The sequence below is a fragment of the Chitinivorax sp. B genome (assembly GCF_005503445.1).
Classification (GTDB): domain Bacteria; phylum Pseudomonadota; class Gammaproteobacteria; order Burkholderiales; family SCOH01; genus Chitinivorax.
Map to the genome: position 1 here is coordinate 1 of NZ_SCOH01000066.1, position 15,442 is coordinate 15,442.

Genomic DNA, 15,442 nt, shown 5'->3' on the forward strand with positions numbered 1-15,442 from the left:
CCATGACGGTTAGTTTGATTGCCCCGATTGCGATGGAGCAAGGATTGCGCTTCGCGATTCGTGAGGGTGGTCGTACCGTTGGTGCGGGTGTTGTTGCTAAGGTTATCGAGTAAGTTTTAAAGTAAGGGCGGTATGTGTATAATGCCGCTTCTTTCGTAGGCGAGTAGCTCAATTGGCAGAGCACCGGTCTCCAAAACCGGGGGTTGGGGGTTCGAGGCCCTCCTCGCCTGCCACATGATGCCATCCGACTGTGTCGGATGGCTTTGCACGCTTCGGGCGGTCCTAGGCGTAAGATTCCGGAAACCATGGAAGTTCAAGACAGAATTAAAATTGCTGCGGCATTTGCATGTCTGGTGCTGGGTGTTGTTGGTTATTACTTGCTCGATCCGGCATTGGGTGGGTTGCGTGCACTATCTGTTGTTGTGGGTATTGTGCTGGCTGGCGGTATCTCATTGACGAGTATGCCGGGTAAGGGTTTCATTGAGTTTTCCAAAGAGTCTGTGGCTGAGGTCAAGAAGGTTGTTTGGCCAACACGCAAGGAAACAGTCCAGCTCACAATGTTGGTATTCGGATTTGTTGTGGCCTTGGCGATTTTTATGTGGATCGTTGATGGTACGCTGGCATGGCTATTTTATGATTTGTTCTTGGGGCGGGGTAAATAATGGCTAAGCGTTGGTATGTCGTTCATGCTTACTCCGGTTTTGAGAAGAGTGTTCAGCGTGCATTGCGTGAGCGAATTGATCGATCGGGAATGGCTGACATGTTTGGCCAGATCTTGGTGCCAGTTGAGGAAGTGATGGAAGTTCGTTCTGGTCGTAAGAGTGTGGCTGAGCGAAAATTTTTTCCTGGCTATGTGCTGGTTGAAATGGAAATGACTGATGAGACTTGGCATTTGGTGAAAAGTACGCCCAAAGTGACAGGTTTTGTTGGTGGTTCGGGTATGAAGCCAACACCAATTACGCAGAAAGAAGTTGATGCGTTGATGCAGCAGATGCAAGAGGGTGTTGAGAAGCCTAAGCCGAAAATTCAATTTGAGATTGGTCAGTCTGTGCGTGTGACTGAGGGGCCATTTACGGACTTTAACGGTACTGTGGAGCACGTTGATTACGATAAGAATAAGCTCCGCGTATCTGTTGCAATTTTCGGTCGCCCAACGCCGGTTGAACTTGAGTTTAGTCAGGTCGAAAAACTTTGATCTGATATTGTGTGGACTGCCGTCTTGTTTGATTGGCGGTGCATTCCAACGGGGAGCAGAATTTGGATTCTGCGTTTAACCCACAACTAGGAGTAAATCCGTGGCTAAGAAAATTATCGGCTACATCAAGCTGCAGGTCCCTGCGGGTAAGGCGAATCCATCGCCTCCTATTGGTCCGGCATTGGGTCAGCGTGGTTTGAACATCATGGAGTTCTGCAAGGCGTTTAATGCGCAGACCCAAGGTGTGGAGCCTGGTCTTCCAATTCCTGTCGTTATCACGGCGTTTGCGGATAAGAGTTTTACTTTTATCATGAAGACTCCGCCTGCGACCATTCTGATCAAGAAGGCTGCGGGTGTGCAAAAAGGTAGCTCTAAACCACATACCGATAAGGTCGGTAAGTTGAATCGTGCTCAGCTCGAAGAGATTGCCAAAACAAAACAGCCTGACTTGACAGCTGCTGATGTGGATGCGGCAGTTCGCACTATTGCTGGTTCTGCGCGCAGTATGGGTATCGAAGTGGAGGGCGTGTAAATGGCTAAAATATCCAAGCGCGCTCAAGTGCTAAAGGCAAAGGTTGATCGTAATAAGTTTTATGCGATTGATGAAGCTCTGGCTTTGGCAAAGGAGACTGCTACTGCAAAGTTTGATGAGTCGATCGATGTTGCAGTAAATCTGGGTGTCGACGCTCGTAAATCTGATCAGGTTGTGCGTGGTTCCGTTGTTCTGCCCCGAGGTACGGGTAAATCTGTTCGGGTCGCTGTTTTCTGCCAAGGCGCTGCTGTTGAGGCTGCTAAGGCTGCTGGTGCTGATATCGTTGGTTTCGATGACTTGGCTGATCAGATCAAGGGTGGCATGATGGACTTTGATGTGGTTATTGCTAGTCCCGATGCAATGCGTGTTGTTGGCCAGTTGGGTCAAATTCTCGGGCCGCGCGGTTTGATGCCGAACCCAAAGGTTGGTACAGTTACACCGAACGTTGCAGAGGCAGTAAAAAATGCCAAGGCCGGTCAGGTTCAATATCGTACCGACAAGGCAGGTATCGTAATGTGTACTATTGGCCGTGCTTCGTTTGAAGTCGGTGCGCTGCGTGAAAATTTCAATGCATTGGTTGACGCGCTGCAGAAAGCTAAGCCAGCTAGTTCGAAAGGTATATATCTACGTAAGATTGCCGTGTCCAGCACAATGGGCATCGGGGTTCGCGTTGATGCTGCTAGTTTGGTTGCATAAGGATTAAATTTGGCGTGATATAGCGGAGCTATATCGCGCCTTTTGACTTTGGGCTGTCTCTGGCTATGTTGAGACAGATTGTCAAAGACCGTAGGAGTCGAAAGACTTAATTGAGTATTACTTGTCCTACGCAGACGGTGTACCCGAAAGCAGGCTTCAGTTAAGCCACGAAATAGTTCGTGGTGTCAGATGATGTTCTCCTGATCAGGTCGCCGTATCTAGAGCGCGGAAGGTTGATTTCAACCATCCGATTTTAACTGTAGGAGGTGGACCTTGAGTCTCAATCTTGAAGATAAAAAGGCGGTCGTAGCTGAAGTGTCGGCGGTTGTTGCCAATGCTCAGACTATCGTTATCGCTGAATATCGGGGCATCGAGGTTAGCAGCATGACCAAGTTACGTGCTAAGGCGCGTGAGCAGGGCGTTTATCTGCGTGTATTGAAGAACACGTTGGCACGTCGTGCGGTTGCGGAGACCTCGTTCGCTGGCTTGGCTGACCAAATGGTCGGCCCGTTGGTGTATGGCATTTCCGAAGACCCGGTTGCTGCAGCCAAGGTGTTACACGATTTTGCGAAGACTGATGACAAAATCGTCGTCAAGGCAGGAGCTTATGACGGCAAGGTAATGTCGTCCGCTGAGGTGGCTGCGTTGGCTTCGATTCCGAGCCGAGAAGAGCTGCTATCCAAGCTGCTCTTCGTTATGCAGGCACCGGTTTCCGGTTTCGCGCGCGCGATGGCCGCATTGGCCGAGAAAAAGCAAGCAGAAGCTGCTTAATCGCATATCTTTTAAAGAACAAAGTTTCAGGAGTTTTAACAAATGGCAATTACTAAAGACGATATCCTCGAAGCCGTTGGCGCGATGTCTGTTATGGAGCTGAACGAGCTGGTTAAGTCGTTCGAAGAAAAATTTGGTGTTTCTGCAGCGGCTGTTGCTGTTGCTGGTCCTGCTACGGCAGCTGCTGCAGTAGAAGAGAAGACCGAATTTGATGTTGTATTGACAGGTGCAGGTGATAACAAAGTTGGCGTGATTAAAGTTGTTCGTGCAGTTACAGGTCTGGGCTTGAAAGAAGCCAAGGATCTGGTTGACGGCGCACCTAAGACTGTCAAGGAAGGTGCTAATAAGGCAGATGCTGAATCGATCAAGAAGCAACTGGAAGAAGCCGGCGCTAAGGTCGAAATCAAGTAATTGTCTTGATTGTATGGCAAGGCTGGCGCCTTTAGGCGCCGGCCTGTCGTCGTTTGTAGAGCATAAAAGTCAATGGGCTCATTCTAGCCTGTTTGCTTTTGTGTTTTAGCGCACCCAACTCGATGGAGTTACCTAATGAGCTATTCGTTCACCGAGAAAAAACGCATTCGTAAGAGTTTCGCGAAGCGGGAAAATGTGTTGGAGGTACCTTACCTTCTCGCGACGCAGATCGAGTCCTACGCGCAATTCTTACAGACGGGCGTTCCGGTTGAAGCACGTAAAAACGTGGGCTTGCAAGCCGCATTCCAGTCCGTGTTTCCGATCGCTAGTCACTCGGGCAATGCTCGTTTGGACTTTGTGCATTATCTGATGGGCGATCCGGTTTTTGATGTGCCGGAATGTCAACAACGTGGTATTACATTTGCAGCGCCACTGCGCGCCAAGGTCCGTTTAACTATCCTTGATCGTGATACTCAGAAAGTTAAGGAAGTCAAAGAGCAAGAAGTCTATATGGGTGAAATCCCATTGATGACGACTACAGGTTCATTCGTTATCAACGGCACTGAGCGTGTTATTGTCTCTCAGCTACATCGTTCGCCCGGTGTGTTCTTTGAGCATGATCGTGGTAAGACACATAGTTCCGGTAAGTTGCTGTTTTCAGCGAGAATTATTCCTTATCGTGGCTCTTGGCTTGATTTTGAGTTTGATCCAAAGGACTATCTCTATTTCCGTATCGACCGTCGCCGCAAGATGCCAGTGAGCATTTTGCTCAAGGCGCTAGGCTATGCACCAGAACAGATTCTGGCTGAGTTCTTCCAATTCGATACTTTCCATCTTGGTAACGGTGTTGAGCTGGAATTAGTACCAGAGCGCTTGAAAGGTGAGATTGCCAGGTTCGATATTGTAACCAGTGATGGCAAAACGATTGCGCAGAAGGACAAGCGCATTACTGCCAAGCATATTCGCGATATTCAAACATCAGGATTGACTCGCATTTTGGTTCCACATGACTTCATGGTTGGCCGAGTGCTGGCTAAGAATATTGTCAATGCGGATACTGGTGAATTGATTGCGCGTGCAAATGACGAGATCACGGAAGACTTGTTGATTAAGTTTGATCGTGCCGGCGTGAAGCAAGTGCAGGTGATTTACACCAATGATTTGGATGTGGGTGCTTATATCTCGCAAACGCTACGCACTGACGAGACTGTTGATCAAAATCAGGCCCGTGTTGCTATTTATCGAATGATGCGCCCAGGTGAGCCTCCAACTGAGGAAGCAGTTGAAGCGTTGTTCCAAGGCTTGTTCTTCAGCGAAGACCGCTATGATTTGTCTGCTGTTGGGCGAATGAAATTCAATCGGCGTATTGGCCGTGACGAGTTACTGGGCTCAGGTACCTTGTCTAATGATGACATTGTAGCGGTAATCAAGATTTTGGTTGAGCTACGTAATGGCCGCGGTGAAATCGACGACATTGATCATTTGGGTAACCGTCGTGTGCGTTCCGTTGGTGAATTGGCTGAGAACCAATTCCGTGCTGGTTTGGTTCGGGTTGAGCGTGCAGTCAAGGAGCGTTTGTCTCAAGCTGAATCAGACAATTTAATGCCACATGATTTGATCAATGCAAAACCTGTTTCTGCTGCAATTAAAGAGTTCTTTGGATCCAGTCAGCTGTCGCAGTTTATGGATCAAACCAACCCATTGTCTGAAATTACCCATAAGCGGCGTGTTTCAGCGCTCGGGCCGGGTGGCTTGACGCGTGAGCGTGCTGGTTTTGAGGTCCGTGACGTACATCCAACACACTACGGTCGTGTATGCCCGATCGAAACGCCTGAAGGTCCGAATATCGGTCTGATCAACTCCTTGGCAATTTACGCTCGTACAAATGAATATGGTTTCTTGGAAACACCATATCGTAAGGTGATTGATAGCAAGGTGACCGACCAGATCGAATACCTGTCCGCTATTGAAGAAGGCCGTTATGTCGTTGCACAGGCGAACGCGACTCTGGATGAACAGGGGCAACTGATCGATGAGTTGGTGACTTGTCGCCATCGTGGCGAGACAACAGTCTCGACGCCGGATCGTATCCAATATATGGATATTGCGCCCTCACAGATCGTTTCGGTTGCGGCATCGTTGATTCCATTTTTGGAGCATGACGATGCGAACCGTGCATTGATGGGTGCCAACATGCAACGTCAAGCAGTACCTTGTTTGCGTGCGGAAAAACCTTTCGTAGGTACTGGCATTGAGCGTACATGTGCGGTTGATTCTGGTACTGCGGTAAAGGCATTGCGTGGTGGCTTAGTTGACTATGTTGATGCTAACCGTGTGGTGATTCGTGTTAATGACGATGAAACCAGCGCTGGCGAGGTTGGGGTGGATATCTATAACCTTACCAAGTACACCCGCAGCAATCAGAATACCAATATTAACCAGCGCCCTATCGTTAAGGTAGGTGATCGTCTGTCTAAGAATGACGTGATTGCAGATGGTGCGTCGACCGATTTGGGTGAACTGGCACTCGGTCAAAACATGTTTGTGGCGTTTATGCCATGGAATGGTTACAACTTTGAAGATTCAATTCTGATTTCTGAGCGGGTTGTCGCGGAAGACCGTTACACCTCGATTCATATTGAGGAGTTGTCGGTTGTGGCGCGTGATACCAAGCTGGGGCCGGAAGAAATAACACGTGATATCTCTAATTTGAGTGAACGTATGTTGGGTCGCTTGGACGAAGCAGGTATTGTCTATATTGGTGCAGAGGTTGAAGCAGGCGATGTTTTGGTGGGTAAGGTAACGCCAAAGGGCGAAACTCAACTGACGCCAGAAGAAAAGCTGTTGCGAGCCATCTTCGGTGAAAAAGCATCTGACGTAAAAGACACTTCGCTGCGTGTGCCAACTGGTATGAGCGGTACTGTTATTGACGTTCAAGTCTTTACCCGTGAGGGTATTGAGCGTGATTCACGTGCGCAGCAGATCATTGATGATCATCTGAAACGTTATAAAAAAGATTTGGCAGATCAATTCCGAATCGTTGAAAACGATGCATTCGATCGTATCGAGAAGATGATTCTGGGGAAAGTCGTCAACGGTGGACCTAAGCGTATTGCTAAAGGGACTGAGCTGACAAAGGACTATCTGGACTCCATCCCGCGCCATGATTGGTTTGATATTCGTTTGTCTGATGAAGATGGAGCCCGCCAACTGGAGTTGGCAAAGGCAAGTCTGGATCAGTTGCGTCTTGATTTTGATGAACGCTTTGAAGAGAAGCGTAAGAAACTGACTCAAGGCGATGAACTTCCACCTGGCGTTCAAAAGATGGTCAAGGTGTACTTGGCGGTGAAGCGTCGTCTACAGCCAGGTGACAAGATGGCGGGGCGTCACGGTAACAAAGGTGTGGTATCGAAGATTGTTCCGGTTGAAGATATGCCATATATGGCTGACGGCACACCGATGGATATCGTATTGAACCCATTGGGCGTACCGTCACGGATGAATATTGGGCAGATTCTTGAAGTTCATCTGGGTTGGGCAGCTAAGGGACTTGGAAACAAGATCAATAAGATGCTGAAAGACCAGCGCGGATTGCAAGTTGCAGAAATGCGTAACTTCTTGGAGCAAGTCTATAACACATCAGGCCAAAAGGAAGATCTAGCCAGTTTTACCGATGATGAAGTCATTGAGCTTGCGCGTAATCTGTCTCGAGGCGTGCCGTTTGCTACGCCAGTATTTGACGGGGCTAAAGAAGCGGAGATCAAGATGATGTTGAAACTTGCGGATCTTCCGGCATCTGGCCAGATCGAACTACACGACGGCCGGACTGGCGAGGCATTTGATCGTAAGGTCACCGTTGGCTATATGCATGTATTGAAGCTGCATCACTTGGTTGACGATAAGATGCATGCCCGTTCAACAGGCCCATATTCACTGGTTACCCAGCAGCCATTGGGTGGTAAAGCCCAGTTTGGTGGTCAACGCTTCGGTGAGATGGAAGTGTGGGCACTGGAAGCTTATGGCGCGTCTTATACGTTGCAGGAAATGTTGACTGTGAAGTCTGATGATGTGACTGGCCGTACTAAAGTTTACGAAAACATCGTCAAGGGTGAGCATAAGATTGATGCTGGCATGCCGGAATCCTTTAATGTGTTGGTGAAGGAAATCCGTTCGCTGGGTATCGATATCGATCTCGAGCGCTATTAAGACTAAGGAATGTAGGGCGGCATATGCCGCCCCAAGGCAATCTCAGGAGTAATTGATGAAAGCATTGCTTGATCTGTTCAAACAGGTGACGCAGGAAGAGGAATTCGATGCAATTCGCATCGGAATTGCATCGCCGGAAAAAATCCGTTCCTGGTCTTATGGCGAAGTAAAAAAGCCGGAAACGATTAACTATCGTACTTTTAAACCCGAACGTGATGGTTTGTTTTGTGCACGTATTTTTGGCCCGATCAAGGACTATGAATGTCTGTGTGGTAAGTACAAGCGTCTGAAGCATCGCGGTGTGATCTGTGAGAAGTGTGGAGTAGAAGTTACACTTTCTAAAGTGCGTCGTGAGCGAATGGGGCATATTGAACTTGCCTCACCGGTCGCACATATTTGGTTCCTGAAGTCTCTTCCATCGCGTCTCGGCATGGTTTTGGACATGACACTTCGTGATATCGAACGTGTCTTGTATTTTGAAGCTTATGTCGTTACAGATCCAGGAATGACGCCTTTACAGCGTGCCCAGCTGTTGACTGAAGACGACTATCTGGCCAAAGTTGAAGAGTATGGCGATGAATTCTCAGCCTCTATGGGAGCTGAGGGGGTTCGTGATTTGCTATCAACACTGAACATTGATCAGGAGATGGCACGTCTCAAGCATGAGCTTGAAAATACGGGTTCTGATGCGAAAATCAAGAAGATCGCCAAGCGTTTAAAAGTATTGGAAGCCTTCCACAAGTCTGGTATCAAACCTGACTGGATGATTATGGAAGTGTTGCCAGTATTGCCACCGGAATTGCGTCCATTGGTACCACTGGATGGCGGTCGTTTCGCTACTTCTGATCTGAACGATTTGTATCGCCGTGTTATTAATCGTAACAATCGTTTGAAGCGTTTGTTGGAATTGAAAGCGCCGGAAATCATTGTACGTAACGAAAAGCGCATGCTTCAAGAAGCGGTAGATTCGTTGTTGGATAACGGTCGGCGCGGCAAGGCGATGACTGGCGCCAACAAGCGCCCGCTGAAATCGTTGGCAGACATGATTAAAGGTAAGGGAGGGCGTTTCCGTCAAAACTTGCTGGGCAAGCGTGTTGACTACTCAGGCCGTTCTGTAATCGTTGTGGGTCCACAGCTGCGTTTACATCAGTGCGGCTTGCCGAAGAAAATGGCATTGGAATTGTTCAAGCCGTTCATTTTCCACAAGCTTGAAGTGCTGGGTCTGGCGACAACAATTAAAGCGGCAAAGCGTTTGGTTGAGCAAGAAGTTCCAGAGGTATGGGATATCTTGGAAGAGGTCATTCGTGAGCATCCAGTATTACTGAACCGTGCCCCAACTTTGCATCGCTTAGGCATCCAAGCATTTGAGCCGGTGTTGATCGAAGGTAAGGCTATTCAGCTTCATCCGTTGGTATGTGCGGCATTTAATGCCGACTTTGACGGTGACCAGATGGCGGTTCACGTTCCTCTGTCGCTTGAAGCACAGATGGAAGCTCGGACGTTGATGTTGGCATCCAACAACGTATTGTCACCTGCTAACGGTGAGCCAATCATTGTTCCATCGCAAGATATCGTTTTGGGTCTGTATTATATGACTCGCGAGCGAGTGAATGGCCCAGGCGAAGGAATGCGTTTCTCTGATACGGCAGAAGTCTATCGTGCCTATGAAACGCGTCAGGTACATTTGAGCACCAAAATCGCTGTTCGGATCCGCGAATATGATTCAATTGGTGATGGCGAATTTGTAGAAAAGTTTGTTCGCCATGAAACAACGGTTGGCCGCGCGCTGCTATCTGAAATTTTGCCGAAGGGATTGCCATTTTCTTTCATTAACAAAGCCTTGAAGAAGAAGGAGATCTCGAAGCTGATCAATGCGTCGTTCCGTCGTTGCGGTCTACGCGAAACGGTTATCTTTGCTGACCAATTGATGTACACCGGTTTTAGCTATGCTACCCGTGGTGGAATTTCGATTTGTGTCGATGACATGCAAATTCCTACTGTTAAGCACGACATCATTGCAGCCGCTGAAAAGGAAGTAAAAGAGATCGAAATGCAGTACACGTCCGGTCTCGTTACCCAAGGCGAACGCTATAACAAGGTGGTTGATATCTGGGGACGCGCTGGTGATCAAGTGGCCAAGGCGATGATGGAGCAATTGTCGAAGGAAGATGTGGTTGATCGCGAAGGCAAAACGGTACAACAAGAGTCATTTAATGCCATCTATATGATGGCGGATTCAGGGGCGCGAGGATCTGCGGCTCAGATACGTCAGTTGGCTGGCATGCGGGGCCTGATGGCTAAGCCGGATGGTTCGATTATTGAGACGCCGATTACAGCGAACTTCCGCGAAGGTTTGAACGTACTTCAATACTTTATCTCGACACACGGTGCACGTAAGGGTCTGGCTGATACAGCGTTGAAGACCGCAAACTCTGGTTATTTGACCCGTCGTTTGGTTGATGTGACACAAGACTTGGTTGTCATTGAAGATGACTGCGGTACCAAGAATGGCGTTGCATTGAAAGCAGTCGTGCAGGGCGGAGAGGTAATTGAAGCATTGCGGGAGCGCTTGTTAGGTAGAACTGCCGCAACTGATATTATCAATCCTGATTCAGACGAAACCATGTTTGAAGCAGGCACATTGCTGACAGAAGCTGTTGTTGAGCAGATTGAAGCAGCTGGTATCGACGAAGTAAAAGTTCGTACCCCATTGACGTGTGAAACTCGTTATGGTCTGTGCGCGAAATGCTATGGCCGAGATTTGGGGCGTGGCAAGTTGGTGAATGTTGGTGAAGCTGTTGGAGTGATTGCGGCTCAGTCTATTGGTGAGCCAGGTACTCAGCTGACCATGCGGACATTCCACATCGGTGGTGCAGCCTCCCGTGCTGCAGTTGCTAGCCAGATCGAAACCAAGTCTAATGGTGTGGTTCGATTCTCTAGCCAGATGCGCTATGTAACCAATGCCAAGGGTGAGCAAATTGCCATTGCTCGTTCAGGTGAGATTGTTATTACGGATGATAACGGCCGAGAACGTGAGCGCCATAAGGTTCCATATGGTGCTACGTTGTTGGTCAACGATGGGGCAATAGTCAAGGCCGGACAAGTCCTCGCAACATGGGATCCGCATACTCGTCCGATTATTACGGAATATGCGGGGCGCATCAAATTTGAAAACGTCGAAGAGGGCGTAACGGTAGCCAAGCAGATTGATGATGTTACTGGCCTGTCAACCCTTGTAGTTATTGATCCAAAACGCCGCGCAGGTTCACAGGCCAAGGGGTTGCGTCCGCAGGTCAAATTACTGGATTCGGTTGGTCAAGAAGTAAAGATTGTTGGCACTGATACATCGGTGAATATTACCTTCCAGATCGGTTGTATTATTACCGTTAAAGATGGTCAGGATGTTGGTGTAGGTGAAGTATTGGCGCGTATTCCTCAGGAATCATCGAAGACCCGAGATATTACCGGTGGTTTGCCACGTGTAGCAGAGCTTTTCGAAGCCCGGTCACCTAAGGATGCAGGTATGCTGGCAGATATTACTGGTACTGTTTCTTTTGGTAAGGATACCAAAGGTAAGCAACGCCTAGTATTGACTGATATGGATGGTGCAGCTCATGAATACCTGATTCCCAAAGAAAAGCATGTACTGGTTCACGACGGGCAGGTTGTTAACCGGGGTGAATTAATTGTGGATGGTGCGGTGGATCCACATGACATTCTCAGACTCCAGGGTATCGAGGCATTGGCTCGTTACATTGTCGAAGAGGTGCAGGAAGTCTATCGTTTGCAGGGCGTGAAGATTAACGACAAACATATTGAAGTGATCGTCCGCCAGATGCTACGTCGTGTCCACATTACTGATTCCAGTGATACCAAATTTATTACAGGTGAGCAGGTGGAACGTGCTGAAATGTTGGAAGAAAATGATGCAATGATTGCTGCTGGTAAATTACCCGCTCAGTACGAAAATGTACTGCTTGGTATTACCAAGGCATCGCTGTCAACAGATTCTTTTATCTCCGCAGCATCATTCCAGGAAACGACTCGCGTTCTGACGGAAGCAGCAATCATGGGTAAACGTGATGACCTTCGCGGCTTGAAGGAGAACGTGATCGTTGGGCGCCTTATTCCCGGAGGTACTGGTTTGGCATACCACACCAGTCGTCGAAAGCGTGCGCGAGGCGAGGATCAGTCTAACCGTGCAGATTTGATAGATGCAGCACTACATGACTAACTACTTGTAAGTAACAAGTTTTTTTTGCAACGGCAGGATGAAAGTCCTGTCGTTGCCTTATTTCAAGCCTATGATTTGACAGGGTCTTAACGGATCACATAGAATCTACGGTCTTATTGTAGTGTGGCGGCAATGTTTGTCGCCTCGTTTTTTTAGGAAAAAGCAATGCCAACCATTAATCAACTTGTTCGCAAGGGCCGCCAAAGCGTGGTTTCGAAGAGCAAGGTTCCAGCACTGGAAGCTTGCCCTCAGAAACGCGGCGTTTGCACCCGTGTTTACACCACAACACCTAAGAAGCCTAACTCTGCGCTCCGTAAGGTTTGCAAAGTTCGTTTGACCAACGGATTTGAAGTGATTTCCTACATTGGCGGTGAAGGCCACAACCTGCAAGAGCACTCGGTTGTTCTGATTCGCGGGGGGCGTGTGAAAGACTTGCCTGGTGTTCGGTATCACACGGTTCGCGGTAGCTTGGACACTGCTGGTGTTAAGGATCGTAAGCAGTCCCGTTCGAAGTATGGTGCGAAGCGTCCTAAGGCGTAACGTAGTGTGTGGCAGGTTCAGGCTAGGCGCCTGACTGTTGAGTAAGCGGTTGCTCAAATGGGTAGCCTTGAGTGGTTTTCACTCAGCTGAATAAATTTATTGAGGTTTAAAATGCCAAGACGTAGAGAAGTACCCAAACGCGAAGTTTTGCCGGATCCTAAATTTGGTAATGTTGAGCTGGCAAAGTTCATGAACGTTGTTATGCTGGATGGAAAGAAGTCTGTCGCTGAAAACATCGTTTATGGTGCGCTCGAGCAGATTGAAAAGAAATCGGGCAAGGATCCTGTTGCTGTATTCAGTCAAGCGCTGGGCAATGTAAAGCCTGTTGTAGAGGTAAAGAGCCGTCGCGTGGGTGGTGCTAACTATCAGGTGCCGGTTGAAGTTCGTCCGGCCCGTCGGATGGCATTGGCCATGCGTTGGTTGCGCGAAGCTGCTCGCAAACGTGGTGAGAAGTCAATGGCATTGCGTCTCGCTGGTGAGTTGTTAGATGCAGCGGAAGGTCGCGGTGGTGCAATGAAGAAGCGCGACGAAGTGCACCGCATGGCGGAAGCGAACAAGGCATTCTCGCATTATCGCTTCTAAGTTCTTTGATTACTGCTTAAAAGGTTTTAGCTGTGGCACGTAAAACTCCCATCGAACGCTACCGTAATATCGGTATTAGCGCTCACATTGACGCCGGTAAGACAACTACTACCGAGCGTATTTTGTTCTACACCGGTGTAAACCATAAGATCGGCGAAGTGCACGACGGCGCTGCCACCATGGACTGGATGGAGCAAGAGCAGGAGCGTGGTATTACCATTACTTCTGCTGCAACTACCACTTTCTGGAAGGGTATGGGGATGCAATTCCCCGAGCACCGCATTAACATCATTGATACTCCTGGGCACGTAGACTTCACAATTGAAGTTGAACGTTCCATGCGTGTTCTTGATGGCGCATGTATGGTTTACTGCGCGGTGGGTGGTGTACAGCCACAGTCTGAAACTGTATGGCGTCAAGCAAACAAGTATCGTGTACCTCGTCTTGCATTCGTCAATAAGATGGATCGTCAAGGTGCAAATTTCTTCCGTGTTGTTGATCAGATGAAGATGCGCCTTAAGGCAAATCCAGTACCTATTGTAATTCCGATTGGTGCGGAGGATTCGTTTGCTGGTGTTGTTGATTTGTTGAAGATGAAGGCCATCCTGTGGGATGAGGCTTCGCAGGGTATGAAGTTTGACTATGCTGATATTCCCGCCGAACTGAAATCTGTGGCAGAGGAGTGGCGTGAAAAAATGGTCGAGGCTGCGGCTGAGGCCAATGAAGAAATGATGAATAAATACTTGGAGGAAGGTACGCTTTCCGAAGAGGAGATTGTTCAAGGTTTGCGTACTCGTACGATTAACTGTGAAATTCAGCCAATGTTGTGTGGGACTGCATTCAAGAATAAGGGTGTTCAGCGCATGTTGGACGCAGTTATTGAATTGTTGCCTTCTCCTGTTGATATTCCCCCTGTTAAAGGATTGGATGAGAAGGATCGGGAAGTGGAGCGGGCGGCAGCTGACGAAGCACCGTTCTCCGCGCTGGCATTTAAGTTGATGAATGATCCTTATGTGGGTCAGTTGACATTCTTCCGCGTTTATTCTGGTGTTGTTTCATCTGGCGATACTATTTACAACTCGGTTAAGAGTAAGAAAGAGCGAGTTGGTCGCATCGTACAAATGCACGCAAATCAGCGAGAAGAAATTGAAGAGGTTCGCGCTGGTGATATCGCTGCTGCTATTGGCCTTAAAGAGGTAACAACCGGCGATACATTGTGCTCTATCGATAATGTTGTAACGCTTGAGCGCATGGAGTTCCCGGATCCAGTGATTCACGTTGCTGTTGAGCCGAAAACAAAGGCTGACCAAGAGAAGATGGGTTTGGCTTTGGGGCGTCTGGCTCGTGAGGACCCGTCATTCCGTGTGCGTACCGATGAGGAGTCTGGCCAGACAATTATTTCTGGGATGGGTGAGTTGCACCTGGAAATTATTGTTGATCGCATGAAGCGCGAGTTTGGTGTTGAGGCTAATGTTGGTGCGCCTCAGGTTGCTTACCGTGAAACAATTCGTAAGTCGATAGAGATTGAGGCTAAGCACGTTAAGCAGTCTGGTGGTAAGGGTCAATACGGTCACGTTATTTTGGTTCTGGAGCCTCAGCCAGAAGGTGGCGGTTACGAATTTGCTGACGAAATTAAGGGTGGTGTAATTCCTCGTGAATTCATTCCCTCGGTTGATAAGGGTATTCGCGATACCTTGAATAGTGGTGTATTGGCTGGCTATCCTGTGGTTGACGTCAAGGCTCGTCTGATTTTTGGTTCATACCATGATGTTGACTCCTCACAGCTGGCTTTTGAGTTGGCTGCTTCGATGGCGTTTAAAGATGGTATGCGCAAGGCAAGTCCTGTATTGCTTGAGCCAATGATGGCTGTTGAAGTTGAGACGCCAGAAGAGTATATGGGCGATATCATGGGTGACCTTTCTTCTCGTCGCGGTATCGTTCAAGGGATGGATGATAACCCCGCTGGCGGTAAGATGATCAAGGCAGAGGTGCCTCTGGCGGCGATGTTTGGTTACTCAACAACACTTCGTTCGATGTCTCAGGGACGTGCGACATACTCTATGGAGTTTAAGCACTATTCTGAAGCGCCGAAAAACGTGGCTGAAGCTGTGATTGACAGCAAGAAATAATTGAATTTGGAAGGACTATAGGAAATGGCTAAGGAAAAGTTCGAGCGGACGAAGCCGCACGTAAACGTAGGCACGATCGGTCACGTTGACCACGGCAAGACAACATTGACAGCTGCAATCACCACCATTCTGTCGAAGAAGTTCGG

The 15,442-nt window shown here is 48.5% G+C and carries 13 protein-coding genes and 1 tRNA gene; all 14 read left to right on the forward strand.

Annotated features, from left to right (window positions below; translation table 11 throughout):
* A partial coding sequence (locus tag FFS57_RS23155; protein ID WP_137939987.1) for an EF-Tu C-terminal domain-related protein occupies window positions 1–113 on the forward strand: 113 nt, incomplete at its 5' end.
* Between the two features lie 44 nt (window positions 114–157).
* Window positions 158–233: transfer RNA gene (locus FFS57_RS23160), tRNA-Trp, on the forward strand.
* Between the two features lie 72 nt (window positions 234–305).
* Complete coding sequence (gene secE / locus FFS57_RS23165) at window positions 306–662, forward strand: preprotein translocase subunit SecE (RefSeq protein WP_137940207.1); 357 nt, start codon at window positions 306–308, stop codon at window positions 660–662.
* Complete coding sequence (nusG, locus tag FFS57_RS23170) at window positions 662–1,195, forward strand: transcription termination/antitermination protein NusG (protein WP_137940208.1); 534 nt, start codon at window positions 662–664, stop codon at window positions 1,193–1,195. Before secE ends, nusG begins: the two co-directional genes overlap by 1 nt.
* Window positions 1,196–1,295: 100 nt before the next feature.
* Window positions 1,296–1,727 (forward strand): 50S ribosomal protein L11, encoded by a 432-nt coding sequence (gene rplK / locus FFS57_RS23175; RefSeq protein WP_137940209.1) that lies wholly within the window; start codon window positions 1,296–1,298, stop codon window positions 1,725–1,727.
* Window positions 1,728–2,423 (forward strand): 50S ribosomal protein L1, encoded by a 696-nt coding sequence (rplA, locus tag FFS57_RS23180; protein ID WP_137940210.1) that lies wholly within the window; start codon window positions 1,728–1,730, stop codon window positions 2,421–2,423.
* Window positions 2,424–2,696: 273 nt separating this feature from the next.
* Complete coding sequence (gene rplJ / locus FFS57_RS23185) at window positions 2,697–3,194, forward strand: 50S ribosomal protein L10 (RefSeq protein WP_137940211.1); 498 nt, start codon at window positions 2,697–2,699, stop codon at window positions 3,192–3,194.
* Window positions 3,195–3,236: 42 nt separating this feature from the next.
* Window positions 3,237–3,605 (forward strand): 50S ribosomal protein L7/L12, encoded by a 369-nt coding sequence (rplL, locus tag FFS57_RS23190; protein WP_137940212.1) that lies wholly within the window; start codon window positions 3,237–3,239, stop codon window positions 3,603–3,605.
* A gap of 135 nt (window positions 3,606–3,740) precedes the next feature.
* Window positions 3,741–7,811: a DNA-directed RNA polymerase subunit beta gene (gene rpoB, locus FFS57_RS23195; RefSeq protein WP_137940213.1), complete on the forward strand. Its 4,071-nt coding sequence runs from the start codon at window positions 3,741–3,743 to the stop codon at window positions 7,809–7,811.
* Between the two features lie 55 nt (window positions 7,812–7,866).
* A complete protein-coding gene (gene rpoC / locus FFS57_RS23200; RefSeq protein ID WP_137940214.1) occupies window positions 7,867–12,045 on the forward strand; it encodes a DNA-directed RNA polymerase subunit beta' in 4,179 nt (1,392 codons plus the stop codon).
* A gap of 165 nt (window positions 12,046–12,210) precedes the next feature.
* Window positions 12,211–12,585 (forward strand): 30S ribosomal protein S12, encoded by a 375-nt coding sequence (gene rpsL, locus FFS57_RS23205; RefSeq protein ID WP_137940215.1) that lies wholly within the window; start codon window positions 12,211–12,213, stop codon window positions 12,583–12,585.
* 111 nt (window positions 12,586–12,696) lie between these two features.
* A complete protein-coding gene (rpsG, locus tag FFS57_RS23210) occupies window positions 12,697–13,167 on the forward strand; it encodes a 30S ribosomal protein S7 (RefSeq protein ID WP_137940216.1) in 471 nt (156 codons plus the stop codon).
* 32 nt (window positions 13,168–13,199) lie between these two features.
* The gene (gene fusA, locus FFS57_RS23215) at window positions 13,200–15,296 is read left to right on the forward strand and encodes an elongation factor G (RefSeq protein ID WP_137940217.1); all 2,097 of its coding nucleotides are present in this window, start codon (window positions 13,200–13,202) and stop codon (window positions 15,294–15,296) included.
* Between the two features lie 24 nt (window positions 15,297–15,320).
* Window positions 15,321–15,442 (forward strand): GTP-binding protein (locus FFS57_RS23220; RefSeq protein ID WP_034985951.1); only part of this gene is annotated, 122 nt, incomplete at its 3' end.